The organism is Streptomyces panaciradicis (assembly GCF_023516615.1).
Taxonomy (GTDB): Bacteria; Actinomycetota; Actinomycetes; order Streptomycetales; family Streptomycetaceae; genus Streptomyces; species Streptomyces panaciradicis.
The window spans coordinates 92,530-115,748 of record NZ_JAMGBF010000027.1 but is presented as its reverse complement, the minus strand read 5'-3'; the positions used below and the strand labels follow the sequence as shown (position 1 = coordinate 115,748).

The following is a 23,219-nucleotide window of genomic DNA, read 5'->3' as shown; positions in this document are numbered from 1 at the left end:
CATGAGAGCGTCTCCACTGTCAGCCTCACCCGGCGGGCGGCTTCGCCATAGGGCCGATCGGCCACCACGGCCGCCGATCGGCGCCTTGGGCCTGTCGTTTGGATCAGCTCGGCGTCGCGGGCCCCGGCACGCAGATCTGCCGCGTTGTCGTCACTCGGCGACTCCCTCCTCCGCCTTGCAGCCGCACGCACCAGACCCCGCTCGGGTCGGCCGTGACGCACCGTCCCCCGCAGCCGACCTGATCCAAACGACGGGCCCTGGCGGTGCTGCTGCTGTGCCGGCCGGGGGAGGGCTGCGGCTTCCCGGTGCCGATGGCAGCCCCGCAGGGCTGGCGGGCCACCGCCACCCGGTCCGGCTGGGCCTGGGCGACGGACAGCATCGCGCGCCGACCCGCCGACCCGCCGACCGCCGCCCGGTCCGCGTCCGCTGTCCGGCAGCCGGTCAGAACCGGATCTCGACGGCACGGCCTTCCGCGTCCGGTTCAGGCGTCTCGGGCACCCGGCCGGCGATGCCCCGGGCGATCCGGTGCGCCGACCAGGCGGCCACGGCGGCGTCGAGCACGTCGTCGGCAGGGACGCGGTCCGCCTCGCCCAGCGCGTCCGGGAGGACGATCCCGGCCTCGGCCAGCAGGGAGCGACGCAGGTGCTGACCGCGCCAGGTCTTCTTCGCGTGGGTCAGCGGCATCCCGCCCGCGAGGGTCCGGAAGGACAGCTCGGGATGCACCTCGTGCAGCCGCCGGTCGGCCAGCCAGCACGCTCTGGCCTCGGCCAGCTTCGGGGCCAGCGCCCACGCCTGACGGCTGAGCCGGTTGCCGGTGAGCTCCTGGCACCGGTCCGCGGCCGCCACGTAGTCCGGCTCCTGCCAGGCCGGTCGCGGCGCGATGAGGAAGACACTGCCGCGCCGCGCACCGAGCAGGGCCCTGGCGGCGAGGTCCGCGGCGCGCCAGTCCTTCTCGACGAGGCCGAGCGGCATGTCCACGGCGATCGCCCGCACTCCGGCGGCGCGCTCGATCAGCGAGTCGAGCCGGAAGTCCACCAGACTGCCCGCGTAGGCACCGTCCGTGAGCGTGATCCCGACCCAGCCCTGCTTGCCGCAGGCGTCGACTCCCAGGACGTCCATGTCACCCCACCTCGCGCAGGTGGCGCAGCCTACCGTGGCCGCGCCGGGTGCCGCTCGGTGATCCAGCGGGCGGCGAGCAGCCCGGAGCCGGCGGTGAGGACGGCGGCCGCGACGACGGTCGCGTTCAGGCCGAAGGCGTCGGCGAGAACGCCTGCGACGAGGGCACCGGCGGCGTAGCCGATGTCGCGCCAGAAGCGGTAGGTGCCGAGGGCGTTGGCCCGCCAGCTCGGGTGGGCGTGGTCGGAGACGGAGGCGATGAGGGCCGGGTAGACCATGGCGGTGCCCAGGCCGAGGACGACGGCGGACAGGAGGCCGGCCGCCAGCGGCCGCGACAGCAGGACCAGGGCGAGCACGAAGCCGCCAGCCTGGACGAACATGCCGGTGACGATGAGCGGTTTGCGGCCGACGCGGTCGGCGAGGTGACCGGTGGGGATCTGCCCGAGGCCCCACAGGATGGGGTAGAGGCCCTTGATCAGTCCGACGGCGGCGATGCCGAGGCCGTGGTCGGTGAACAGCAGGGGGAAGACGCCCCAGGTCAGCCCGTCGTTGAGGTTGTTGACGAGTCCGGCCTGGCTGGCGCCGCGCAGGGACCGGTCGTGCCAGGAGGTGCGCGCGAAGGTGGCTTTCAGGCCGGTGTCCTCGCGGGCGGGCGCCGGCTGGGTGTGCCGGGCGAGTTCGAGTGCGACGTGGGCGGCGGTGTCGCGGACGACGAGGGAGAGGGCCAGTCCGGCGGCGACGAAGACGACGCCGATGAGTTCGGGGGCGGGGCGCAGCCCGTAGGCGGTGGCGAGGTAGCCGGTGAGCAGGGCGGTGACGCCGACGGCGGTGTATCCGGCGGCCTCGTTCAGGCCGGTGGCGAGGCCGCGGCGGGCCGGGCCGACGAGGTCGATCTTCATGTTCACGGTCATCGACCAGGTCAGGCCCTGGTTGACGCCGAGCAGCACGTTGGCGGCGACGATCCATCCCCAGGAGGGCGCGTAGGCGAGCGCGAAGGGGACGGGGATGCCGAGGAGCCAGCCGGCGACCAGCAGGTCCTTGCGGCGGAAGCGGGCGGTCAGGGCTCCGGCGGCCAGGTTGGTCAGGGCCTTGGTGAGCCCGAAGGCGATGATGAAGGAGAAGACGGCCAGGTCGCTGGTCAGTCCGAAGGTGCGGGCGCCGATGAGCGGGACGGTGGTGCGCTCCAGCCCGACCAGGCCGCCGACGCAGACGTTGACGATGACGAGCAGGGTGAACTGCAGCCGGTTCTCGCGCAGCCCGAGGTGTACGGGGCCGGTCGCGGTGCGGCTCACGGCAGTCCTCCAGGGGCCGTCAGGGGGTGTGGCGAGGCGGGCGTCGCCTCGACCTCATCTACACTATTCCATGGAACAATGGAGGATGCCGATGGCGGACGAGACGACGACGGGTTCGAAGGCGCGGCTCTACGACGCGTTCGCGGTCAGCGGCAAGGCGCTGGCCAGCGGGAAGCGCCTGGAACTGCTCGATCTGCTGGCTCAGGGCGAGCGCACCGTCGACGCCCTGGCGAAGGCCGCCGGACTCCACCTCACGACGGCCTCGGCGCATCTGCAGATCCTCAAGCAGGCCGGGTTCGTCGCCACCCGGCGCGAGGGCGTCCGCATTCACTACCGGCTGGCCGGGGACGACGTGGCCCGGCTCTTCGCGCTGCTGCGCAAGGTCGCCGAGCGCCATCAGCCCGCCGTACCCGCCGCCCGGGACGACTACCTGGGTGCGGACGGAGCCGGGGAGATGAGCCGCGAGGAGTTGCGCGCCCTCGGGCCGGTGGGAGAGGTGGTGGTGCTGGACGTGCGGCCGCCGGAGGAGTACCTCGCCGGGCACATCCCCGGCGCGCGCTCCATCCCGGTCGGCGAACTGACCGACCGTATCGCCGAGTTGCCCGAGGACTCGGAGATCGTCGTGTACTGCCGGGGCGAGTACTGCGTGCTGGCCCACGACGCCGTACGGCTGCTCGCCGAGCGCGGACGGCGGGCGATCCGCCTCGCCGACGGCATGCTGGAATGGCGGCTGGCCGACCTGCCCGTCGAGTCGGGGCATCCGGTCTGACCCGTGAGTTCTTCCGAGTCTCGTCGAGCGGGATGAGCGACGCCCCGGCGAGCGCCATCATGGGGGCTCGGCGGAGATGTCCGGGAGGTGCCATGGACCGGGAAGTCGTGCACGCGGAGCTCCGGCAGGCCGCCGCGGCGTTCCACGCGCTGCTGGATTCGGCGAGCGCCGACGACCTGCGCCGCCGCAGCGACGGGACCCGCTGGACCAATGAGCAGCTGCTCTACCACATGCTCTTCGGCTATCTCGTCGTCCTGGCCCTGCTGCCCCTGGTACGGCTGTTCGGCCGCCTTCCGGCGGGTGCGAGCCGCGCCTGGGCGCGTCTGCTGAACGCCGCGACGCGCCCGTTCGACGTGATCAACTACTGGGGGTCCGTGGTCGGCGCCCGGGTGTACGGCCACCGCCGCATGGGCGCGAAGTTCGACCGCACGGTCGCGGCCCTCGCCCGCCGCCTGGATGCCGAGCGGGACACGGAGCCGGCCCGGACGATGCACTTCCCCGTGCGGTGGGACCCGTTCTTCGCGGACACCATGACCATCGAGGACGTCTACCGGTATCCCACCCGGCATTTCGACTTCCACCGCGCCCAGCTCACCCTGGACTCCCCCTCCTGACTCACTCGTCGGCGATCCAGTGGTCGAAGGCCTCCCGGTGCCGCTCCGAGGCGGCGAGCAGCCGGCCGTACACCTGGCGCGCGTCCGGTGCGGTGAGCCCCGGCAGGGCCTTGGTCAGGGCGGCGATGTCGTCGTCCTCGACCGTGCGGCCGGCCTTCAGGGCCGCGTCCAGGCCGTGGTCGCCCTCCTTCAGGAGCCGGTCGTAGGTGGCTTGGACCGCCGGGTCGGCGAAGACGCCGGCCTGGTGTCCCGCGGTCGGGTCGGTGACGTCGTAGCGGTCCAGGAGGGTGCGCACGGCGGTCAGGTGCTGGGTCTCGGCCGCCGCGATGTGCGCGAAGACCCGCGCGTCGTAGCGTCCGGCGAACGCCGTGTACAGGTCGTGCGCGAGCTTCTCCTCCTCGGCCATGCCCGCCAGCGTGGTCTTCTGGGCGGCCGTCAGCGTGCCTCGCGCCGCCAGGCCGGTCCCGGTGCACGTCCCGTCGTGGCGCCGCATGCCGAGGGCGTCGTCGCCGTGCCCGAGCGTCCGGTGCCCGCCGTACCCCGGCCCGCCGGGCGACATGGTCCGGGCGGCCACCGGTACGGTCCCCCCGCCGGCGTCCGCGGTCACCGGCCCCACCGCCAGCACGCCGCCGACGGCGAGGGCGCCCGCGGTGACCACCGTGGCGATCCTCGTGTTGCGCTTCATGGCGAACCTCCTCGACTCCGCGGGAACGTCCCTGGCGTTCCCGCACCGTCACCGTCGCGCCCGGCCCTGCAGCCGCCGTGCGCTGCGCGTGGAGACGGTATGGAGACGCCGCCCGGGGCCGGTTGGGGCTGTTCGGCCCCTCGCCGGAAGGGGGGCCCGGCACGTAGGTGTGGAACATGGCCGCCACGGTGCTCGTCGTCGAGGACGAGAAGGAGATCCGCGAGCTGCTGCGCCGCTATCTCGAGCGCGCCGGCTACGGGGTGCTGACCACCGGGTCCGGCGCCGAGGCCGTACGGCTGCTCGGCGAGCGGGGCGTCGACCTGACGCTGCTCGATCTGGGGCTGCCGGACGTGGACGGGGAAGAGGTGCTGCGCGAGGCCCACGGCCTGGGTGGCGTGCCGGTGGTGGTGCTGACCGCGCGCACGAGCGTCGAGGACCGCATCCACGGGCTCCGGCTGGGCGCCGACGACTACGTGACGAAGCCGTTCAGCCCGACCGAGGTGGTGCTGAGGGTGGGCGCGGTGCTGCAGCGGGCGCGCGGGACGGCCGCGGGGGCGGCACCGGTCCCGTCGTACGGCGGCGGCCGGCTGCGCATCGACGAGGCCCGGCACGAGGCCGTCCTGGACGGCGCGGCCGTGGAACTGACGCCCACCGAGTGGGGCCTGCTGACCACGCTGGCCGCCGTGCCGGGCAGGGTGTACTCGCGCTACGAACTGGTCAACCGGGTGCGGGGTTACGAGTTCGCCGGGTACGAGCGGACGATCGACTCGCATGTGAAGAACCTCCGGCACAAGCTCGGGGCCCGCGGTCCCGAGCTGGTGGAGACGGTGCTGGGCGTGGGCTACCGGCTGGGGTGGTCCCGTGACCCGTGAGCCCTCGACCGCCGGTTCGGGCGGGCTCGGCCCCCTCGGCCGCCGTCTGTTCGCCGCCTTCGCCGTGGTCGCGCTGGCGTCCGTGGCCCTGCTGACGGCCGCGGCGGTGGTCGGCGCCGGGCGCGGACTGAGCAGCGCCCATCAGGCCGACCGGCAGCGCACCGCCACCCGCGTCGCCGCTACCGCCGCCGACGCCTACCGGGCCTCGGGCGACTGGTCCACGGCGGACCTGTCGGCGGCGCGCTCGATCGCCGCCGGCGCGGGAGCGGTGCTCACGGTCCGCGACACGGAGGGCGAGATGATGCCCGGCGGCGCCGGGGACGGCTCCGGCAACGGGAACGGGGACGGCTCCGGCACCGGGAACGGGGACGGCTCCCGCACCGGTGCCGGGTCCGAGGACGGTCACGGCATGACCGGCTCGGGGCACGGGCGGCACGGGCAGGGCAGCGGCTCGGGACCCGGCGCGAGCGCGAGCGTCGTGGTGGACGGCCGCACCGTCGGCTCGGTGCATCTGGTCTTCCCGGCCGGCTCCGGGTCCGCCGGCCTGTCCGTCGCGTGGGGCTGGGTCGCCGCGGCGGCCGCCGGTGCGCTGGTCCTGGCGCTGGCCGTGAGCTGGTTCGTCACCCGGCGCCTGACCGCGCCCGTGGTACGGGTCGCCGCGACCGCCCGGGCACTGGCCGCCGGGGACCGCGCCGCGCGCACCCACGTCGATGCGCCCGGCGAACTCGGCGAACTCGCCGCCGCCTTCGACGCCATGGCGGACGACGTCTCCCACGCCGAGCAGGCCCGTCACCGGCTCGCCGCGGACGTCGCCCACGAGCTGCGCACGCCTCTGGCCTCCCTGCAGGCGGGGCTGGAGGAGTTGCGCGACGGCTACGCCGACCCCTCGGCCCGGCGCCTGGCCTCCCTGCACGACCAGGCACTGCGCCTGGGGCGGATCGTCGGCGATCTCGGAGAGCTGGCGGAGGCCGAGTCGGCCCGGCTGTCGCTGCGGCCGGCCGAGGTGGACCTGACCGCGCTGGCCCTGGAGGCCGTGGCCGAGCGGGAGGCCGAACTGCGCACCGCCGGACTGACCGTCCGCACCGACCCGGGCCCCTCTCCCCTGCCGGTCCGCGCGGACGCCGACCGGCTGCACCAGGCCCTCGGCAATCTGCTGAGCAACACCGCCCGCCACTGCCGTCCCGGCGACACCGTCACCGTCAGGACCTCCGCCACGCCCGCCGAGGCGGTCGTCGAGGTGGCCGACACCGGGCCGGGCATCCCCGCCGACGAACTGCCCCATGTCTTCGACCGCCTCTGGCGCGGAGCGCGCGCTCGCGCCGGCGGGGGCAGCGGGATCGGACTCGCCGTCGTCAAGGAGCTCGTCACCGCCCACGGCGGCACCGTCGCCGCGGCCTCCGGCCCGGACGGCGGGACGCGGATGACCCTTCGGCTGCCCAGGGTCGCGCCCCGGAGCGGCTCGCGACTCCCCCGCGGGCCCGCCGAGCCGCGGGTTGCCTCCCGGGCAAATACCCCCAGGGGTATTTGACGCTCCCCATCGGAGCCCCGTACTCTCGCCGACAAGACACCCCCGGGGGTATTTGAGGAGGCAACGACATGGCCCGTGAGGCAACAGTCGACGAGCTGGCGGCCGCCTGGGACGGCGGCGGGCTCGTCATCGACGTACGAGAGCCCGACGAGTACGCGGCCGGGCACGTCCCGGGCGCCCTGCTGATGCCCCTGCGGACCGTGCCCGCCGGGTGCGACGAACTGCCCCTCGGCTGCCCGGTGTTCGTCATCTGCGCCAGCGGCAACCGCAGCAAGAGCGCCGCCGACTGGATGACCGCCCGCGGCATCGACGCCTACTCCGTGGCCGGCGGCACCGCCGCCTGGGCCCGCGGCGGCCGCCCGATCGCCGTCGGCCCCGCCGAACGCGCGGCCTGACACCCGCCCCGGACCCGCACCGAACCCGCACCACCGGCCCATCGGAAAGGAGCACCGCCTTGGCCGCCATCCCCTCGTCCGACGCACCGCTCGACGGCCGTCACCGCGTCGCCGTCATCGGCGGAGGCAGCGCCGGGATCAGCGTCGCGGCCCGCCTCAGGCGCGCCGGCGTCACCGACATCACCCTGATCGAACCGTCCGACACCCACTGGTACCAGCCGCTGTGGACCCTCGTCGGCGGCGGCCAGGCACCCCTCAGCACCACCCGGCGTCCCGAGGGCTCCGTCGTACCCGACGGCGTCCGCTGGATCCGCCGCCGCGCGGTGGCCGTGGACGCCGAGGCCCGAACGGTGCGGCTGTCCGGCGGCGCCGAGCTGACCTACGAGTACCTGGTCATGGCACCGGGCATCCAGCTCGACTGGAACGGCGTGCCGGGCCTGGCCGAGGCGGTCGGGCACGACGTGGTCAGCAGCAACTACCTGCCCGAGTACGCCCCGCGCACCTGGGACCTGATCAAGCGGATGCGGTCCGGCACGGCCGTGTTCACCCACCCGGCCACCCCGCTGAAGTGCGGCGGCGCCCCGCAGAAGATCGCCTACCTGGCCGCCGACCACTGGCGGCGCAAGAAGGTCCTCGGCGACATCCGCGTCGTCCTCGTCATCCCCGACCCCGCCCTGTTCAAGGTGCCCGCCTGGTCGCAGGTCCTGGAGCAGGTCGCCGCCCGCTACGGCATCGAGGTGCGGCTGCGCTCCGAGATGACGGCCGTCGAGGGCGACGCCCGCGAACTGACCGTCACCGACCACGCGAACGGCACCAAGGAGACCCTCGGCTACGACTTCCTGCACGCCGTTCCCCCGCAGAGCGCCCCCGACTGGGTCAAGGAGAGCCCGCTCGCCGACCCGGCCAGTCCACAGGGCTTCGTCGCGGCCGACAAGCACACCCTGCGGCACCCGGTCCACGGCAACGTCTTCGCCCTCGGCGACGTGGCGAACCTGCCGACCTCCAAGACGGGCGCGGCCGTGCGCAAGCAGGCCCCGGTCGTGGCCGGCAACCTGCTGGACGTCATGAACGGCCGCTCCCCGTCCCACCGTTACGACGGCTACACGTCCTGCCCGCTGGTGACCGCCCGGGACCGGATGCTGCTCGCCGAGTTCGACTACGACCTGAGGCCCACCCCGACGTTCCCGCTCCTCGACCCGTTCAAGGAGCGGCGCACCATGTGGCTGTTCAAGCGGTACGGACTGCCGCCCGTCTACTGGCGCGGCATGCTCACCGGCCGTCTGTGACCGGTCGGCCCGGGCATCCCCCGGCCCGGGCCGGCCACCCCCGCAAGCTCTCTACCAAGGGCGCACCAGACGCTCTTATATACCCCCTCGGGTATCCAACCCGTTCTTCCTGGAGGTCACCCGACCATGTTCTTCGCCCAGTACTACCTCGACTGCCTCTCCCAGGCGTCCTACATGATCGCCGACGAGAGCACGGGCAGGGCCGTCGTCGTCGACCCGCGCCGTGACGTCTCGGAGTACCTCACCGACGCCGCCGCCCACGGTTTCACCATCGAGGCCGTCGTCAACACCCACTTCCACGCCGACTTCCTCGCCGGCCACCTCGAACTCGCCGACCGCACCGGCGCCTGGATCGGCTACGGGCAGCGCGCCGAGGCCGAGTACCCCATCCGCAAACTGACCGACGGCGAGCGCATCGACCTCGGCGACGTGCAACTGCAGATCCTCGAAACCCCGGGTCACACGCCCGAGTCGATCAGCGTGCTGGTCTACGAGCACGCCGAGGACGCGGTGCCCTACGGGGTGCTCACCGGCGACGCCCTGTTCATCGGCGACGTCGGCCGCCCCGACCTGCTGGCCTCCATCGGCGTGACCGCCGACGAACTCGGCACCATGCTCTACGACACCATCCAGCACAAGCTGATGGACCTGCCGGACGCGGTCCGCGTCTTCCCCGCCCACGGCGCGGGCTCCGCCTGCGGCAAGAACCTCTCCACCCAGCGCCAGTCCACCATCGGCGAGCAGCGCGCCACCAACTACGCCTGCCGGCCCATGAGCCGGGAGAAGTTCGTCGAGCTGGTGACCGCCGGGCAGCCGTCCGCGCCGGCCTACTTCGTCTACGACGCCATCCTCAACCGCAAGGAGCACGGCCTGTTCGACGCGGCCGCCGCGCCCCTGCCGCTGTCCGTGGAGGAGTTCATGCGGCGCCGCGCCGACGGCGCGGTCGTCCTGGACGCCCGTTCCCCGCAGGACTTCGCCGCCGGTCATCTGCGCGGCTCGGTCAACGTGCCCGCCGACGGCCGCTTCGCCGAGCAGGCCGGCATGGTCGTCGCCCCCGAACAGGACGTCGTGGTCATCGCCCCGCAGGACCGCGAGGAGGAGATCGTCACCCGGCTCGCCCGGATCGGCTTCGACAAGGTCGGCGGCTACCTGCGCGAGCCCGAGGGCGCCTTCCCCACCCTGGCCGACGAGCTGGAGCAGGCCAGCCGCCTCACCGCGGACGAGCTGCACGCACTGCTGGACGGCGCCGAACCGCCGCTCGTCCTGGACGTGCGCAACACCGCCGAGCGCGAAGAGGGCCACATCGAGGACTCGCTGCACATCCCGCTGGCCGAACTCGCCCGCCGCACCGAGGAGATCCCTGCAGACCGTCCCCTGGTCGTGCACTGCGCCGGAGGCCACCGCTCCTCCATCGCCGCCAGCCTGCTGCGCCACACCGGCCGCACCGACGTCTCCGACCTCCTCGGCGGCTACGGCGCCTGGCTCGCCCTGCCTTCCCCCACGCTCGGCTTCGCTCGCGCGGGGGGATCCCCATCCGCCGACGTGTGAATCCGGCGCGATGGCCCCGGTGTCGGCGACAGTGGGAACGGGGTTTCCACACGACCGAGGAACGAGGTGCCACGGTGGACGCAGCGGACTGGGACCAGCGGTATCGGGTCGGCGAACTGGTGTGGCGGGCCGAGCCCAACCGGTTCGTCGAGGAGGAACTGCGCGACCTGGAACCGTCCGGGCGGGCGGTCGACCTCGCGGCCGGTGAGGGACGCAACGCGGTCTGGCTGGCGGAGCGCGGCTGGGAGGTGGACGCCGTGGATTTCTCCGGCGTGGCCCTCGAGAAGGCCGAGCGGCTGGCCGCCGACCGGGGCGTGCGGCTGCGTACCGTCCAGGCCGACCTCACGGCCTGGACGGCCCCGGAGGCGACGTACGGCCTCGCGCTGATCTCCTACCTGCACCTGCCGTGGCCGCAGATGGTTCCGGTGCTGTCCCGGGCCGCCGCCAGCGTGCGCGCGGGCGGCACCCTCCTGCTGGTGGGCCACGACGCGGCCAACCCGGCGCGCGGCCACGGCGGCCCGCAGGACCCGGACGTGCTGTACACACCGCAGCAGGTCGCCGACGTGTGGCGGCCCCACGCCGACATCGTGCGGGCCGAGACCCTCGCGCGGCCGGTGACCGACGCCGAGGGGGTCGGCCGTACGGCCCTCGACGCACTCGTGCGCGCCGTGCGGAGATGACTCCCGCCCGGGGCCCGTCGACGGACTCCGGCCAGAACCGTCCCGGCCCGGGCGCCGACCGGCCGGCTGTGCGAAAATACCCTGCAGGGTATGGGGGGCGCAGTGGCCGGCTTCGGCGAAGGGACCCGACGATGAGCGACACCACCCCGCTGACCGTCGGCACGGATCTGGCCGCACCGGCCGCGCCGACACTCGTCGAACGGATCAGAGCCGGTCTGGTCGGCGACGACGAGGTGCTGGAGGGGCCCTACGGCCCCAAACGCCTCGTCTACGCCGACTACACGGCCTCCGGCCGCTCGCTGGACTTCGTGGAGGACTTCATCCGCGAGCAGGTGCTGCCGCGCTACGGCAACACGCACACGGAGAGTTCCAGCACCGGCCTGCAGACCACCCGGCTGCGCGAGGACGCCCGCCGGATCATCCGGAACGCGGTCGGCGGCACACCGGACGACCTGGTGATCTTCTGCGGCTCCGGCGCGACCGCCGCGGTCAACAAGCTGGTCGGCGTCCTGGGCCTGCGCGGCCCGGACCGGCCCGCGCCGGAGCGGCGCCCGGTGGTGTTCGTCGGACCGTACGAGCACCACTCCAACGAACTGCCCTGGCGCGAGTCGGTCGCCGACGTGGTGGTGATCGACGCGGACGCCGACGGCCACATCGACCTCGGCCACCTACAGGCGGAGCTGCTGCGCCACGCCGGGCGTCCGCTGCTGATCGGCAGCTTCTCCGCCGCGTCCAACGTCACCGGCATCCTCACCGACACCGACCGCGTCGCCGCCCTGCTGCACGCGCACGGCGCCCTGTCCTTCTGGGACTACGCCGCGGCGGCGCCGTACATCCCGATGCGCATGCGCGAGAGCACGCCGGGCGCCGGGGACCACAAGGACGCGCTGTTCGTCTCCCCGCACAAATTCGTCGGCGGCCCGCAGACCCCGGGCGTGCTCGTCGTGCGCCGCGAGCTGGTGCGCAACGCGGTGCCCACCGCCCCCGGAGGCGGCACGGTCGCCTTCGTCGATCCCCTCGGCCACCGCTACCTCGACGACCCCGTCGCCCGGGAGGAGGGCGGTACGCCGGCGATCGTGGAGTCCGTCAGGGCCGGGCTGGTCTTCGCGCTCAAGCAGGCCGTCGGCACCGACACCATCCAGGCCGCCGAGGAGCGGCACTGGCGCTACGCCCTGGCCCGCTGGGACCGCAACGACGGCATCGAGATCCTCGGCGACCACCACGCCCGGCGGCTGTCCATCGTCTCCTTCCGCATCCGCCACGGCGCGCACGCGTATCTGCACCACAACTACGTCGTCGCCCTGCTCAACGACCTCTTCGGCATCCAGGCCCGCGGCGGCTGCTCCTGCGCCGGCCCCTACGGCCACCGCCTGCTGGCCATCGACACGGTCACCTCCCACGCCCTGCTGGACGAGATCACCCGCGGCTGCGACGGCATCAAGCCCGGCTGGGTCCGCCTGAACTTCAACTACTTCATCAGCGACACCGTCCGTGACTACCTCGTCGACGCGGTCGACCTGATCGCCACGCACGGCCACCGGCTCCTGCCCGACTACCGCTTCGATCCGCACACCGGACAGTGGCGCCACCACCACGGCCCCGCCGAACCCCCTCTGCGGCTGACGGACGTGCGCTTCGGCGCCGACGGGCGGATCACCGTCCCCGCCGTCCGCCGCCCGCACCTGGGCGAGGAGGCACTGGCCGACCAGCTGGAGCGGGCCCGCGAGGCGCTGGCCGCCCGCCCCGGCCGTCTCGACGCCGGTCCGACCGGACTGCCCGCCGACTTCGAGCGCATGCGCTGGTTCCCGCTGCCGCCCGTCTGCCTGGAACAAACCCGGCCAGGGGCCGGTTGAGCCGAGCGAACACCCTGCCCGACGTCAGCACGGTCCGGGGCACCTCACGCGGCCCGCGTGAGGTGCCCCGGGTGCGCGGCCTCAGCGGGTGCGCAGGACGGAGAGGGCGGCGTCCAGGTCGGCCGCGCGCGGGCGGTTGTGGGGCAGCTTGCCCAGCACGACCGCCATGCCGCACGTGTTGGTCAGGGCGGAGAAGACCAGACCGCCAGCCATGGCGGCCGAGATCAGCAGCAGGGCCGGATGCACGAGCAGGCCCAGGGCGAGACCGAGGAGGACCAGCGTGCCGACGGTGAAGCGCACCTGGCGCTCCATGCTCCAGGCGGAACGGGTCGCGCAGGCCGCGGGCGTGTGCAGGTCGTGTCCCTCGGCCGCCCAGGCACCGGTGCCGCCGGCCAGGGTCGCCGTGGCGATGCCCTCCTCGGCCAGCAGCTTGCAGGCGTTCTCGGAGCGGGCCCCGGAGGCGCACACGACGAGGACGTCGCCGCGCCCTGCGGCGTGCCGTATCTCCGGCAGCGCCCGCCGGACGTGGTCCAGTGGGATGTTCAGCGCGCCGGGGAGGTGACCGGAGGCGTACTCGGCGGGCGTGCGCACGTCGATGACGGTGAACTCCTGAAGCCGGGTGCGGGCCTGGTCGGGGCCGAGGGAGAGGGGGGAGGCGGGGTGGGTCATGACAGGTGTGATCCTTAATGGTCGACGCCGTCCCGAACCGGGACGTACAGTACCCCTAGGGGTATTTCTAGGAGTGATCGTGGAACTTGAACTCGAGGGTGCGGATCTCAAGGCCGTGCTGAACCGGCTGCGCCGCGCACAGGGTCAGATCTCCGGAGTGATCCGGATGATCGAGGAAGGCCGTGACTGCGAGGAGGTCGTCACGCAGCTCGCCGCCGCGTCCCGAGCGCTGGACCGCGCCGGTTTCGCGATCATCGCCACAGGGCTGCAGCAGTGCGTGACGGACATGGAGTCGGGGCGCAAGAACGGCGAGGACCCCGAGGCGATGCGCGCCCGCCTGGAGAAGCTGTTCCTGTCCCTGGCCTGAGGAGGCCCGCCGCGCGGTCGCTCACAGCAGCCCGTCGACGAGCATGAAGACCGCCACGGCCAGCAGCACCACCGCGAAGATCCGCTGGAGCGTGCGACCGGAGACCTTCGCGGACAGCCGCTTGCCGTCCCAGGCGCCCAGCACGGCGGCCGCGATGAACGGTCCGACGACCGTCCAGTCGAGGGTCTCGACCGTACCGGCGCGCATCGACAGGGCGGCCAGCGAGTTGACGGTGATGACCAGCAGGCTGGTGCCCACGGCGTTGCGCATGCGCATCCCGAGCACTCCCACCAGCGCGGGAACGGCGAGGAAACCGCCGCCGACACCCAGGACCCCGGTGACCGCGCCGAGGCCGGCGCCGGCCGCCGCGGCCCGCCCGGGACGCACCGTCACGGTGCCTTCCGCGGCCGGCCGGGAGCGCAGCATGCGCACGGCGGCCACACCCGCGACCACGGCGAAGGCGGAGGTCAGGACAGCCGCCGGGACGCTGGAGGCGAGTGCGCCGCCCAGCATCGCCGGGCCGATCCCGGCCGCCGCGAACAGCAGTCCGGTACGCCAGCGCACATGGCCGTCACGGGCGTGCGCGACGAGCGCGGTGACCGAGGTGAGGGTGACGATGACCAGGCTGGCGGTCGTCGCCCCCACGGGGCTGAAGCCCAGCAGGTAGATCAGCGCGGGGACGGCCAGGACGCTCCCGCCGCCGCCGAGCGCGCCCAGCGCCAGGCCGATCACGGCTCCGGCGGCCAGGGCGAGGACGACCGCGCTCACGCTATCGCGCCGTTGCCGCCGCGGGCGTCCACCACCGGCAGGCCCGCCGCGGCCCAGTCCCGCATCCCGCCGATCACGTCGACGGCCTCCGAGCCGCGGGCCACGAGCAGTTCCGCGGCCTGCCGGGAGCGGTTGCCGGACCGGCAGATCACGATCAGGGGCCGGGCCTGCGCGCGGGAGGGCAGTCCCGCCCCGGCGGCCAGCGCGGACAGCGACAGATGCACGGCGCGCGGCGCGTGCCCGGCCTGCCACTCGTGGGGCTCCCGTACGTCCAGCAGTACGGCGTCGGCGCCGCCGTCGCCGTGTCCGGTGCGTTCGGCGGCCACCTGCACGCTCACCCGGCCCGGACCGCCCCGGTCCCGTCGGAAGATGCTCATCTCGGTTTCTGGCTCCTGTTCTCGCCTGTGGTTCGGAAGTCCGGTACGCCGGTACGGCATCAGGGGGTCCGGACGGTGAGGCCCGCCTTGCCGGCCGCGTCGAAGGAGTCGTCGACGGCGACGACGTGCCGGCCCGCGGCGTCCAGCAGGGAGGCCGCGACGGCGGCGCGCATGCCGCCGGCGCAGTGCACCCACACCTCGCCGTCGGGGATCTCGCCGAGGCGGCGGGGCAGTGTGTGGATCGGGATGTGCACCGAGCCCTCGATGTACCCGTCGGACCGCTCCGACGCCCGGCGCACGTCCAGGACGACCACGTCGTCCCCGGCCCGTCCGGCGAGGTCGGCGAAGGTGCCCCGCGCGAAGGCGGCCGGCTCCTCGCCCTCGCGCAGCCACTGGGCCGGTCCGCCGGTGGCCGCGGCCGCCGGCCGGTCGATGCCCACCCGCACCAGCTCGCGCTGTGCGGCCGCGAGCTGCTCGGGCGACTCGGCGAGAAGGGTGACCGGCTTGCCCCAGGGGATCAGCCAGGCCAGGTAGGTGGCGAGCTGGCCCTCCGCCTCGAAGTTGAAGGAGCCGGCGACATGCCCCTGGGCGAAGGCGACCCGGTTGCGCAGGTCCACCACCCACTCCCCCGCGGCCAGCCGGGCGGCGATCTCGCCGGCGTCCGCGACGGCGGGCGGGGTCAGGTCGACCGGCGCCGGACCGGCGGCGTTGGCCGGTCCCATGTGCGTGTAGTAGGCGGGGACGTCGTCCAGGCCGGCCAGCAGGTCGGCGACGAAGCAGTCGACGTCCCGGTTCAGGGCCTCGTTGGACACCTTCTCCTTGCCGATGGTCGTGTCACCGCCCTCGGACTGCGTGGACGAGCAGAAGCTGCCGAATCCGTGGGTGGGCAGGACGGCCGTCTCGTCGGGCAGCTCGGCGGCCAGGCGGCGGGCGGAGGCGTGCTGCGCGCGGGCCAGGCCCTCGGTCAGCCGGGGCTCGACCAGGTCGGGCCGGCCGACGGTGCCGATCAGGAGCGAACCGCCGGTGAACACCGCGATCGCCGCGCCGTTCTCCTCCAGGACATAGGAGGTGTGGTGCGGGGTGTGCCCGGGCGTGGCCAGCGCGCGCAGGGCCAGGCCGGCCGCGGCGTCGATCTCCGTCCGGTCGCCGTCGGCCACCGGCACCCGTGCGAAGGAGACACGGGCGGCGGCGGGCACCAGGTAGGCGGCTCCGACGACCCGGGCCAGCTCGAGGCCGCCGGTGACGTAGTCGTTGTGGACGTGCGTCTCGACCACGTGCGAGATCCGCACCCCGCGCCGGGCCGCCGCGGCGATCACCCGGTCGATGTCGCGAGGCGGGTCCACCACCGCCGCGGTCCGCTCACCCCCCGCGAGATAGCTGCGGTTGCCGAGCCCGGCGACCTCGATCGCGTCGACGAAGAACACGAGGTACTCCCTTCCAGTGAAGATTTACCCCTGGGGGTATACCTACGACGGTAGCATGAGTACCCCGGGGGGTATTTTTGAGGGCAGACAGACCCCATTCATCACGACCCGAGTACCTCGCCCGCGCCCGGACACCCGTCCCGCGCCGCGCGAACGACGAGAAGAAACGGATCACCGCCATGCGCTACGACCGCACAGTCCGCCTCGACGCCGACTTCGCCACCGCCGTCTCCCGCACCCGGGAGGCGCTGGCCGAGCAGGGCTTCGGCATCCTCACCGAGATCGACGTCACCGCCACGCTCAAGGCCAAGCTGGACCACGACATGGAGGACTACGTGATCCTCGGCGCCTGCAACCCGCCCCTCGCGCACCGCGCCCTGGACACCGACCGCTCGATCGGGCTGCTGCTGCCCTGCAACGTGGTCGTCCGCCGTGACGGAGACGGCACCGTCGTCCAGGCCCTGGATCCGAACACGATGGTCGCGCTCACCGAACTCGACGCCCTGCGCCCGGTCGCCGAGGAGGCCACCCGCCGCCTGGACGCCGCGCTCGCCGCGCTCGCCGCGGCAAACGGGCAGAACTGACCCCGCGCGGGGCGCGGGGTCCGGGATCCGTCACCCCACCACGGGCGGGGTGCTCGGCGACGGCGGGGGAACGCTGCCGACCGAGGGGTCGGGTGCGCCCGCACTGGGGCTCGTCGAGACCTCACCGGAGGCGGAAGGCGCGGAACCGGGCCCGCCGGTCGGCGACGACGGTCCGTCGCTCACGGCGGGCGACGAGGTGGCAGGCGTCGCGGACGGCGAGGTGCTTCCGGCCGCTCCGGTGGGGGTGGGTGACGCGGGCACCCGGCCGAGCGGCCTCAGGACCGCGTCGGTCACCAGGCCCTGACCGTCCGTCGTGAGCACCACGGGGTTGCCGGAGCCGAGCAGCCGGTCGCAGCCGAGGTTGGTGAACGTCTGGTTGGCGCGTGAGGCCAGGAAAGCGAAGAGGTTCGGTGCGGTCGCCGGGTCCGGCGAGGGCGCGGTCCGCAGGAGCGAGCGGTCCTTGAAGACGCGGTGGATGCCGGACGGACCGGCGAAGAGCCTCCTGCAGTACGCGGCCCCGTTGCCGTCGTCGCCCGCTCCGACCGGGGGCATGCCGACCCCGGCGCGGTAGAGGTCGGTCTTGCGGACACTGGCGTGGCCGTCGACGAGCGTCATCGGGTCGTTCTGCGGGATCAGGGCGATCGGCGCCCGCTGGCGGGCCGCGGCGGACAACTCGTCCAGGGGCAGCGCCGACGAGGCCCGCCGGTCGCCGGACTGGTCGGGCGCCGTGAAGGGCGTGCAGCCGAGCGCGGGGTCGATGAAGTGGGTCAGCAGCAGGTTGTCGCTGCCGTTGGTGAGGTCCGCGGGCTTCGCGCCCGTCCTGCGCAGGACCGCCCGGCTCGCGGCGTTGTTCTGGGCGGTGCGTCCGTGGGCGTCGGCGAGGTAGTGGGTGACCACGTTGTCGCTGCCGTCCTGGTCCACGACCGAGAAGTCCCGCGTGGTCGGACAGGGCAGGCCGTCCTTGGCGGTCCCCAGTGCGGGAATCCTCAGGTGCTTCCGGGCCTTCTGCACGTCGGCGGCGCGGAAGAAGGCGGGTGCGTTGCAGTACGCGAACTGGCCGAAGACGGAGCCCGGCGCGCCGTTGACGCACCTGCCCTGCGCGAGGCTGTGCGAGCCGCCGCTCGACTTCAGGGTGAGCTGGGCGGCGTTGAACCCGAACCATATGCCGACCGTCGAGCCCTTCGGCACCCTGGGCCGGACGGTCCTCGCGGCCGGCCTCGTCCCCCGGTCGATCACCAGCGGGTCGTAGACGGTCAGTTCGCCGTCCCTGGTCAGGATCGCGGCCTCGACGAAGGCCGCCTGGCCGGGATCGGCCTCGTAGCAGGGGCCCTGGCGCGGGTCCGTCGCGACGAGCCGGTAGGGCGTGGCCAGCCCCCGGGCGGTGAGGGGGTGCTCCGGAACCACCAGCGTGCAGTTCGGGTCCGGTTCGGCGGCCTGCGCCGGCTGCGCGGCGGCTCCCCCGCCGGGCTGGTGCCGGTGGTGACCGCCGGCCGCGAACACCGAGCCGGCGACGACGGCCAGGATCATCGGCCCCCCGACGACGGCGAGCGACCACTTGGACCGCGCACGGCGCCGGGCGTGCTCGCGCCGTACGGCGTGCGGCGCCTGCGACTTGTTCCGGGGCACTGTTCTGCTCCTCACTGCGCTTCCCACCCGTGGGCCAGCGACGTTAACAGCGCATACGTGGACAACTCACAGCTCTTTGCCAACGAAACGAACGTCCGGCAACGCGGCAGGCGGGTCACCGGCGACCTGAAGTCGCCGGTGAGCAAGAAGGATTCAGTTGGTGCCGTCCGGATCGGCTGTGCCGCACGAGTGTGGACGACGCGGCGAATTTGCGGTGGCCACGGCGCGCGGTACGCGTCAGGGCCGGCGAGAGCGGGCCGAGGACTCCGGTCGGGAGCCGCCTTCGCCCTGCCGGGCGGAGACGCGGTACAACTCCTGCGAGGTGCTGATCAGTTCCTGCCGCTCCTCGGCCGAACCCACCATGGGCTGCGAGCCGTTGAGCGGGACCTGCGCGGTCTCGGGCAGGAACTTCACCGTCACCAGGCCGATCACCCCGGCCAGCATCAGGTAGTAAGCGGGCATCAGATCGTCGCCGGTGACGTTGACCAGTGCCTCGGTGACGAGCGGGGTGGTGCCGCCGAACGCCGCGACCGCGATGTTGAAGCCGATGCCCATCGCCGCGTACCGGACGGCCGTCGGGAAGAGGGCGGGCAGGGTGGCGGCGCTCGGCGCGGCGAAGCAGGCCAGCAGGGTGGAGAGGATGAGCACGCCGAGGATCGGCGGCCACGTTCCGGACATCTTGATCAGCTGGAAGGAGGGCACCGCGAGCACGATCATCGCGGCCGCGGAGACCCCGTAGACCGGACGCCTGCCGATCCGGTCGCTGAGGCGGCCGATGAAGGTGATCAGCACGACGATCCACACCATGCCGGTCAGCACCAGCACGTCGGCGGAGCTGCTGGACCGGTTGAGCGTCTCGGTCTGGTACGTCGGCAGGAACCCGGTGACCATGTAGTTCGTGACGTTGTAGAGGAGCACCAGCCCCATGCAGATCAGCAGCGGCCGCCAGTGGCGGGTGACGATCGACTTCAGCTCACCGCCCGCCGACTCCTGGGCCATGCTCTTCTCGTGCTCGTCCAGTTGCTGCTGGAACGCCGGCGACTCCTCCAGCTTGAGCCGCATGTAGAGGCCGATCACGCCCAGCGGGCCGGCGATCAGGAACGGCAGACGCCAGCCCCAGGCCAGCATCTGGTCGTCGGTGAGCGCCAGGTTCAGCACGGTCACCAGCGCGGAGCCGAGCGCGTAACCCACGAAGGTGCCGAAATCCAGCCAGCTGGAGAGGAATCCGCGGCGCCGGTCCGGTGAGTACTCGGCCACGAACGTGGTGGCGCCGCCGTACTCGCCGCCGGTGGAGAAGCCCTGCACCATCCGGGCGACGAGCAGCAGGATCGGCGCGGCGATGCCGATCGTCGCGTAGCTGGGGATGAGGCCGATGGCGAAGGTACCGATCGCCATCATGATCATCGTGGTGGCCAGGACCTTCTGCCGGCCCAGGCGGTCGCCGAGGGGGCCGAAGACGAGCCCGCCGAGGGGCCGGACGACGAACGCGGCCGCGAACGTGGCGAAGGAGGACACAACCTGGGCGCCGGGAGAGGCGCCCGGGAAGAAGACCTTGCCGATGGTGGCGGCCAGGTAGCTGTAGACGCCGAAGTCGAACCACTCCATGCAGTTGCCGAGCGCAGAGGCGCCCACCGCGCGCCGCAGCAGCGGCGGCTCGACGACCTGGACGTCGTCGGCGCCGAAGGCGTGCTTCTTGCGCCGCAGCCGGCGCGTGAGGTCCTCGCGCACCTGCCGGGGCAGTTCCGCGACCGCCTTCGGCACCTGCGCCGGCCTCGGATCGGACGCTCCGTCGGACACGGCCCCGGTCACGTTTCCACCCTCTTTCGACCACGTGCTGCTTCGCTGAGGCGAATTCTGCGGCAGGCGCGAACCCGCCGCACGCCAGGCTTCTGCCCGTGATCACTGAGGTCATACGTGTGAGATCGCCGCCCGGGGCGACTCCGCGCCCCGCCCTGGCGCACTGCAGGTGCGCAAAGGGCGGGTGCGGGATCGCGCGGAGTTCAGCCCCGGGGGCGTGGGTGCCGTCGTCGCGGACGGCCGCCGCCGGTCACGGCTTGCGGGCGAGACCCCCGTGCTCGGCGACGACCTCGGGGGCGGGTGAGCCGGGCTCGGGGCGCCACTGGGTGACCGACACGACGCCGGGGTCGACCAGCTCCAGACCGTCGAAGAACCGGGTGATCTCCTCGACGGTGCGCAGGTTGTACGGGACGGCTCCGCTGTCGTTGTAGGCGTCCTGGGCCTCTTCGAAGACGGGGTCGATGCCGCGCGAGCCGTCGTTGATGCACAGGTAACTGCCCGACGGCAGCGCGTCCATGAGGCGGCCGACGATGGCGCGGGCCTGGTCGTAGTCGGCGACGTGTCCGAGGATGTTGCTGAGAATGAGCGCGGTGGGGCGTTCGAAGTCCAGTGTCTCCGCGGCCGCCGCGAGGATGCGCTCCGGATCCGTCACGTTCGCGTCGATGTAGGCCGTCGCGCCCTCGCGGGAGGAGTAGAGCAGGGCGCGGGCGTGGGCCAGGACCATGGGGTCGTTGTCGACGTAGACGATCCGCGCCTCGGGGGCGATGCCCTGGGCGACCTCGTGGGTGTTCTGGGCGGTCGGCAGGCCGGTGCCGACGTCCAGGAACTGCCGGATGCCCGCCTCGGACACCAGATGGGTGATGGTGCGGCGCAGGAAGGCCCGGCTGCTGCGGGCGATGGTGACGATGCCGGGGAAGACGGCGGTGTAGGCGTCGCCGGCCTCCTCGTCGACGGGGTAGTTGTCCTTGCCGCCGAGCCAGTAGTTCCAGATCCGTGCCGAGTGCGGGACCGACGTGTCGATCGTCTGGCTCAGTCTGTCGGGCGTCGCCCCGGGATCGGTCATCTGCCGGTCCGCCTTTCACCGCGTCGTGATCGAGTCACAGCACAACCTACGCCCCAACACGCCCCGATCGCCTTCGGGTTCGGCCTTTCCGGCGGGCACGGTGGAGGTGGTGGTCACGAGGGCGCAACCAACCTTCCGTCCGTGTCAGTCGTCACCCATGACGACGTGTACCGCTTTCACGCAGTTCCGCCCTCGGCCAACCCCCCACAGTCCACGAAAGAGGCCGCATGCTCCGCATCCACTTCACGCCCGAGGACTTACAGAACATCCGGATCTCCCGTCGCCCCGATCCCCTGTGGGAACTTATCTGCGCGACCTGCCGGCTGACCACGCATCAGGGACCGCTGGAGTTCGGGGCCTGGCGCCACTCCGTCCGCGAACGGCTGGCCGGCGACCCGATGTCGCAGCGCGCCGTGCTCGCCCTGCAGACGCTCGTCCCACCCGTCGGATACATCCCCGACTTCCTCACCCCGTCGTCCGTCCCGGAGGGAGGTCTGGCCGCGGCCCTGGAGGTGGTGGGGGCCACGCCCGCGAGGCGTCTGCGGCACGAGTTGACCAGGCTGGGCACGGCGCGGCCGCTGCCAGCGTGGACCACGGCTCTCGGCCGGCCGGAAGGCCACGGCATGCGCTCCCTGGTGAAGGCGCTGGAGATCTCCTCCAGGGCGCTGCTCGAACCCCGCTGGCCGCACGTCCGCAGGGCCATCCACGACGAGATCGACGTGCGGTCCCGGATCCTCCTCGACGGCGGCGTCCTGGCCCTGCTGGAGAGTCTGCGTCCGCACGCCCAGTGGAAGGCGCCCGTCCTGGAGGTGGACTACCCCACCCACCGCGACCTGCATCTGGAGGGCCGCGGCCTGCACCTCGTCCCGTCCTACTTCTGCTGGCGCCGGCCCACCGCCCTCGCCGATCCCGCCCTCGGCCCCGTCCTCGTCTACCCCGTCACCGCGCGGCCGCTCGACGTGACGGGCCTGCGCCACGGCGGCCTGGACCGCCTGCTGGGCCGCACCCGGGCCTCGGTCCTCACGGAGGTCGCCCGCGGACGCGCCCGCACCACCTCCGAAGTCGCCTCCGCCGTCGGCATCGCCCTGCCCAGCGCCAGCTACCAGCTCACCGTGCTGAGGGACGGAGGGCTGGTGGCGAGCCGACGCGAGGGGCAGTACGTCCGTCACTCGGTGACGCCCATGGGCCACCGGCTCCTGGACGGGGACGCGAACAGACTGCAGGAGACGGGCGTCGCCTCGGGGCCCGGCCGGTCTTGAGGACCGGGTCGCGGCCCTCCACGTTTCGAGCAGGTTCGAAAGGCTTCGGCCCCGCCGGGGGGACGGGCCATCATCACCGACGGGACGCGGCACGGCAGCACCCGTACCGCGCGCATCGCAGACCACACGGGGGAACCATGAGCCTGATCCGCGCACACCGCCTGGCCCGTCGCGCCGCGACGGCGGGCGTCACCCTTCTGACGGCCGCGGCCCTGGGGACCGCCGGAGCCACCGCGTCCAGCGCCGACACCGCGGCGCCGCAGACGCGGCAGATCGCCTCGTCGGTGCTCGGCAGCACCTACAAGATCACCCTCACGGCGGTGCGGTCGACGCAGGACGAGTACGCCGCTTCCGTGCGGATGCAGGTGTACACGCACACCACCGGCGCCTGGAAGGAGTCCGACCGGGTCACCGTGGGCGAGGCGGACGGCTGGTTCTGGTACCCGCTCACCGGGGACGGCGCCGTGTGCGAGTTCTCGACCGCGAGCACCGAGCCCGCGCCCGTCGCGGTCAGCCTGCTGGTCACACCGTCCATCGGCTGCTCCGGCCCGGCGCACTACGTGGTGAAGCAGGGCAAGGTGTACGCCGGCTGAGGGGGGCCGGGGGGCGGCCGGTGCGCGGGGCGACCTCTCGTCCCGCGCACCGGC

General features: G+C 73.2%; 23 protein-coding genes. 13 read left to right on the top strand and 10 right to left on the bottom strand.

What is annotated here, in order from left to right; genetic code table 11:
- Positions 1-441: 441 nt before the first annotated feature.
- Both M8J74_RS12425 and M8J74_RS12420 read right to left on the bottom strand, forming a co-directional pair.
- A complete protein-coding gene (locus M8J74_RS12425) occupies positions 442-1,119 on the bottom strand; it encodes a DUF429 domain-containing protein (protein ID WP_249836424.1) in 678 nt (225 codons plus the stop codon).
- A 29-nt stretch (positions 1,120-1,148) separates the two neighbouring features.
- A complete protein-coding gene (locus M8J74_RS12420) occupies positions 1,149-2,408 on the bottom strand; it encodes an MFS transporter (RefSeq protein WP_249836423.1) in 1,260 nt (419 codons plus the stop codon).
- A gap of 91 nt (positions 2,409-2,499) precedes the next feature.
- Between M8J74_RS12420 and M8J74_RS12415 the strand changes: the two genes are divergently transcribed.
- On the top strand, positions 2,500-3,177 hold the full coding sequence (locus M8J74_RS12415; protein ID WP_249836422.1) for an ArsR/SmtB family transcription factor: 678 nt from the start codon (positions 2,500-2,502) through the stop codon (positions 3,175-3,177).
- Positions 3,178-3,269: 92 nt separating this feature from the next.
- Positions 3,270-3,791 carry a DinB family protein gene (locus M8J74_RS12410; RefSeq protein ID WP_249836421.1) on the top strand — a complete coding sequence of 174 codons (522 nt, stop codon included), beginning with the start codon at positions 3,270-3,272 and terminating at the stop codon, positions 3,789-3,791.
- Position 3,792: 1 nt separating this feature from the next.
- On the opposite strand, the gene M8J74_RS12405 is transcribed toward M8J74_RS12410, so the two are convergent.
- Positions 3,793-4,476, bottom strand: coding sequence for a ferritin-like domain-containing protein (locus tag M8J74_RS12405; RefSeq protein WP_249836420.1), 684 nt, complete (start codon positions 4,474-4,476; stop codon positions 3,793-3,795).
- A 176-nt stretch (positions 4,477-4,652) separates the two neighbouring features.
- Here M8J74_RS12405 and M8J74_RS12400 point away from each other — a divergent pair, with 176 nt between their 5' ends.
- The 7 genes from M8J74_RS12400 (at position 4,653) to M8J74_RS12370 (ending at position 12,638) form a co-directional block, all read left to right on the top strand.
- Entirely contained in the window at positions 4,653-5,348 is a 696-nt protein-coding gene (locus M8J74_RS12400) for a response regulator transcription factor (protein WP_249836419.1), read from the top strand.
- Entirely contained in the window at positions 5,338-6,876 is a 1,539-nt protein-coding gene (locus M8J74_RS12395; RefSeq protein ID WP_249836418.1) for a sensor histidine kinase, read from the top strand. The genes M8J74_RS12400 and M8J74_RS12395 overlap by 11 nt, the downstream gene beginning before the upstream one ends.
- Before the next feature lie 68 nt (positions 6,877-6,944).
- On the top strand, positions 6,945-7,271 hold the full coding sequence (locus tag M8J74_RS12390; protein ID WP_249836417.1) for a rhodanese-like domain-containing protein: 327 nt from the start codon (positions 6,945-6,947) through the stop codon (positions 7,269-7,271).
- Between the two features lie 59 nt (positions 7,272-7,330).
- Complete coding sequence (locus M8J74_RS12385) at positions 7,331-8,557, top strand: NAD(P)/FAD-dependent oxidoreductase (RefSeq protein ID WP_249836416.1); 1,227 nt, start codon at positions 7,331-7,333, stop codon at positions 8,555-8,557.
- Between the two features lie 126 nt (positions 8,558-8,683).
- Positions 8,684-10,105: an MBL fold metallo-hydrolase gene (locus M8J74_RS12380; protein ID WP_249836415.1), complete on the top strand. Its 1,422-nt coding sequence runs from the start codon at positions 8,684-8,686 to the stop codon at positions 10,103-10,105.
- Between the two features lie 74 nt (positions 10,106-10,179).
- Complete coding sequence (locus M8J74_RS12375) at positions 10,180-10,785, top strand: class I SAM-dependent methyltransferase (protein ID WP_249836414.1); 606 nt, start codon at positions 10,180-10,182, stop codon at positions 10,783-10,785.
- Positions 10,786-10,916: 131 nt separating this feature from the next.
- Positions 10,917-12,638 (top strand): aminotransferase class V-fold PLP-dependent enzyme, encoded by a 1,722-nt coding sequence (locus tag M8J74_RS12370; protein ID WP_249836413.1) that lies wholly within the window; start codon positions 10,917-10,919, stop codon positions 12,636-12,638.
- Positions 12,639-12,719: 81 nt separating this feature from the next.
- Here M8J74_RS12370 and M8J74_RS12365 read toward each other — a convergent pair whose 3' ends face one another.
- Entirely contained in the window at positions 12,720-13,307 is a 588-nt protein-coding gene (locus M8J74_RS12365) for a rhodanese-like domain-containing protein (protein WP_249836412.1), read from the bottom strand.
- Positions 13,308-13,386: 79 nt separating this feature from the next.
- On the opposite strand from M8J74_RS12365, the gene M8J74_RS12360 reads away from it, so the two are divergent.
- Positions 13,387-13,674 carry a metal-sensitive transcriptional regulator gene (locus M8J74_RS12360; protein WP_058921210.1) on the top strand — a complete coding sequence of 96 codons (288 nt, stop codon included), beginning with the start codon at positions 13,387-13,389 and terminating at the stop codon, positions 13,672-13,674.
- 21 nt (positions 13,675-13,695) lie between these two features.
- Here M8J74_RS12360 and M8J74_RS12355 read toward each other — a convergent pair whose 3' ends face one another.
- From M8J74_RS12355 to M8J74_RS12345, 3 genes are read right to left on the bottom strand one after another with little or no spacing between them, the layout of a single operon-like run.
- Positions 13,696-14,442, bottom strand: coding sequence for a sulfite exporter TauE/SafE family protein (locus tag M8J74_RS12355; RefSeq protein WP_249836411.1), 747 nt, complete (start codon positions 14,440-14,442; stop codon positions 13,696-13,698).
- On the bottom strand, positions 14,439-14,819 hold the full coding sequence (locus tag M8J74_RS12350; RefSeq protein ID WP_249836410.1) for a rhodanese-like domain-containing protein: 381 nt from the start codon (positions 14,817-14,819) through the stop codon (positions 14,439-14,441). Before M8J74_RS12350 ends, M8J74_RS12355 begins: the two co-directional genes overlap by 4 nt.
- A 59-nt stretch (positions 14,820-14,878) precedes the next feature.
- Positions 14,879-16,243 (bottom strand): rhodanese-like domain-containing protein, encoded by a 1,365-nt coding sequence (locus M8J74_RS12345; RefSeq protein ID WP_249836409.1) that lies wholly within the window; start codon positions 16,241-16,243, stop codon positions 14,879-14,881.
- 179 nt (positions 16,244-16,422) lie between these two features.
- On the opposite strand from M8J74_RS12345, the gene M8J74_RS12340 reads away from it, so the two are divergent.
- On the top strand, positions 16,423-16,827 hold the full coding sequence (locus M8J74_RS12340; protein ID WP_249836408.1) for a DUF302 domain-containing protein: 405 nt from the start codon (positions 16,423-16,425) through the stop codon (positions 16,825-16,827).
- A gap of 30 nt (positions 16,828-16,857) precedes the next feature.
- On the opposite strand, the gene M8J74_RS12335 is transcribed toward M8J74_RS12340, so the two are convergent.
- The 3 genes from M8J74_RS12335 to M8J74_RS12325 all read right to left on the bottom strand — a co-directional run bounded on the left by M8J74_RS12335 (position 16,858) and on the right by M8J74_RS12325 (position 21,313).
- Positions 16,858-18,453, bottom strand: coding sequence for a hypothetical protein (locus tag M8J74_RS12335; protein ID WP_249836407.1), 1,596 nt, complete (start codon positions 18,451-18,453; stop codon positions 16,858-16,860).
- A gap of 237 nt (positions 18,454-18,690) precedes the next feature.
- Positions 18,691-20,262: an MFS transporter gene (locus M8J74_RS12330; RefSeq protein ID WP_249836406.1), complete on the bottom strand. Its 1,572-nt coding sequence runs from the start codon at positions 20,260-20,262 to the stop codon at positions 18,691-18,693.
- A gap of 238 nt (positions 20,263-20,500) precedes the next feature.
- Positions 20,501-21,313 carry an SAM-dependent methyltransferase gene (locus M8J74_RS12325; RefSeq protein ID WP_249836405.1) on the bottom strand — a complete coding sequence of 271 codons (813 nt, stop codon included), beginning with the start codon at positions 21,311-21,313 and terminating at the stop codon, positions 20,501-20,503.
- Between the two features lie 227 nt (positions 21,314-21,540).
- On the opposite strand from M8J74_RS12325, the gene M8J74_RS12320 reads away from it, so the two are divergent.
- A complete protein-coding gene (locus M8J74_RS12320; RefSeq protein ID WP_249836404.1) occupies positions 21,541-22,572 on the top strand; it encodes an ArsR/SmtB family transcription factor in 1,032 nt (343 codons plus the stop codon).
- Between the two features lie 137 nt (positions 22,573-22,709).
- Positions 22,710-23,165: a hypothetical protein gene (locus M8J74_RS12315; RefSeq protein WP_249836403.1), complete on the top strand. Its 456-nt coding sequence runs from the start codon at positions 22,710-22,712 to the stop codon at positions 23,163-23,165.
- Positions 23,166-23,219: the final 54 nt, after the last annotated feature.

Bases quoted from the DNA above. Each gene is read 5' to 3' on its own strand.
- M8J74_RS12320 (WP_249836404.1), top strand. From the start codon at position 21,541: ATGCTCCGCATCCACTTCACGCCCGAGGACTTACAGAACATCCGGATC.
- M8J74_RS12410 (WP_249836421.1), top strand. From the start codon at position 3,270: ATGGACCGGGAAGTCGTGCACGCGGAGCTCCGGCAGGCCGCCGCGGCG.
- M8J74_RS12425 (WP_249836424.1), bottom strand. From the start codon at position 1,119: ATGGACGTCCTGGGAGTCGACGCCTGCGGCAAGCAGGGCTGGGTCGGG.
- M8J74_RS12340 (WP_249836408.1), top strand. From the start codon at position 16,423: ATGCGCTACGACCGCACAGTCCGCCTCGACGCCGACTTCGCCACCGCC.
- M8J74_RS12325 (WP_249836405.1), bottom strand. From the start codon at position 21,313: ATGACCGATCCCGGGGCGACGCCCGACAGACTGAGCCAGACGATCGAC.
- M8J74_RS12415 (WP_249836422.1), top strand. From the start codon at position 2,500: ATGGCGGACGAGACGACGACGGGTTCGAAGGCGCGGCTCTACGACGCG.
- M8J74_RS12405 (WP_249836420.1), bottom strand. From the start codon at position 4,476: ATGAAGCGCAACACGAGGATCGCCACGGTGGTCACCGCGGGCGCCCTC.
- M8J74_RS12365 (WP_249836412.1), bottom strand. From the start codon at position 13,307: ATGACCCACCCCGCCTCCCCCCTCTCCCTCGGCCCCGACCAGGCCCGC.
- M8J74_RS12350 (WP_249836410.1), bottom strand. From the start codon at position 14,819: ATGAGCATCTTCCGACGGGACCGGGGCGGTCCGGGCCGGGTGAGCGTG.
- M8J74_RS12390 (WP_249836417.1), top strand. From the start codon at position 6,945: ATGGCCCGTGAGGCAACAGTCGACGAGCTGGCGGCCGCCTGGGACGGC.
- M8J74_RS12400 (WP_249836419.1), top strand. From the start codon at position 4,653: ATGGCCGCCACGGTGCTCGTCGTCGAGGACGAGAAGGAGATCCGCGAG.
- M8J74_RS12370 (WP_249836413.1), top strand. From the start codon at position 10,917: ATGAGCGACACCACCCCGCTGACCGTCGGCACGGATCTGGCCGCACCG.
- M8J74_RS12315 (WP_249836403.1), top strand. From the start codon at position 22,710: ATGAGCCTGATCCGCGCACACCGCCTGGCCCGTCGCGCCGCGACGGCG.
- M8J74_RS12380 (WP_249836415.1), top strand. From the start codon at position 8,684: ATGTTCTTCGCCCAGTACTACCTCGACTGCCTCTCCCAGGCGTCCTAC.